The organism is Coxiella endosymbiont of Ornithodoros maritimus (assembly GCF_907164965.1).
GTDB lineage: Bacteria > Pseudomonadota > Gammaproteobacteria > Coxiellales > Coxiellaceae > Coxiella.
Map to the genome: position 1 here is coordinate 1 of NZ_CAJRAM010000061.1, position 817 is coordinate 817.

Consider the following 817-nt stretch of genomic DNA (forward strand, 5'->3'; position numbering starts at 1 on the left):
AACTTCGCCTTTTAAATATTTTTGATTAGCAATGAGGGCCAAAGAGGCAGCGTCAGGATAAATATCTGCATCCATTTTTGGCATGGATTTTTTAAGAAAGGATTGATAAATGCTCCAGGCATTTCCTGCTGCTAACCAATCCTTATCCGGCCAATTAATGTCAGTAGGGTTACTCACTTGGTCCAAAATAATTGGCTGCATAATGCCGTAGCTATCCACTTGATAGGCTCCCCAATAGATTGAATTCATTCGGGCATCCCAACCTGCTAATATGTATTCGCTTTTCTTTTTTTGATAAGCTGCTTGCGCTAACACTTGCAAAGTTGAAACAGGAATAACCGGCCGATCGATGCCAAATGCGAGGCCTTGTGCAACACCTGCAGCAATGCGCACTCCCATAAAACTCCCCGGTCCGCTGCCAAAAGCGATGGTATCGACGTGCTTTAACTCAATTTGAGTTTTATTCAGCAAAGCGTCGATCATACCCAGAATAATGTCTGAATGTCGTTGCGGCGCTATTTCAAACTGCAATTCAATGTTTCCATTTAGCCACAAAGCGGCCGAGCAGGCCGCGGTGGCCATTTCAAGTGCTAGGACTATGGGCATCTTCTATACTCGGGTGCGATTAGAAGTGTAGGTTTTGGGTGCGATTAAAAGTATAGGTTTTCAACAAATAGCCTGTATGAAGCGCAGTGAAATACGGGGATGATAGACGAGATCATTATTTTCCCGTATTCTGCTTTGGTCTATACGTATATGGCCCCAGGGTTGTTGTCAACAATCAGTTTTGACGAAAAGAACGTATATGCGGCTTCAC

Annotated in this window: 1 protein-coding gene; it reads right to left on the bottom strand. The window is 43.8% G+C overall.

Annotated elements, in window-relative coordinates; genetic code table 11:
• On the bottom strand, window positions 1–606 hold a 606-nt coding region (tsaB, locus tag OWO34_RS06145), incomplete at its 3' end, for a tRNA (adenosine(37)-N6)-threonylcarbamoyltransferase complex dimerization subunit type 1 TsaB (RefSeq protein ID WP_267256907.1).
• Between the last annotated feature and the right edge of the window lie 211 nt (window positions 607–817).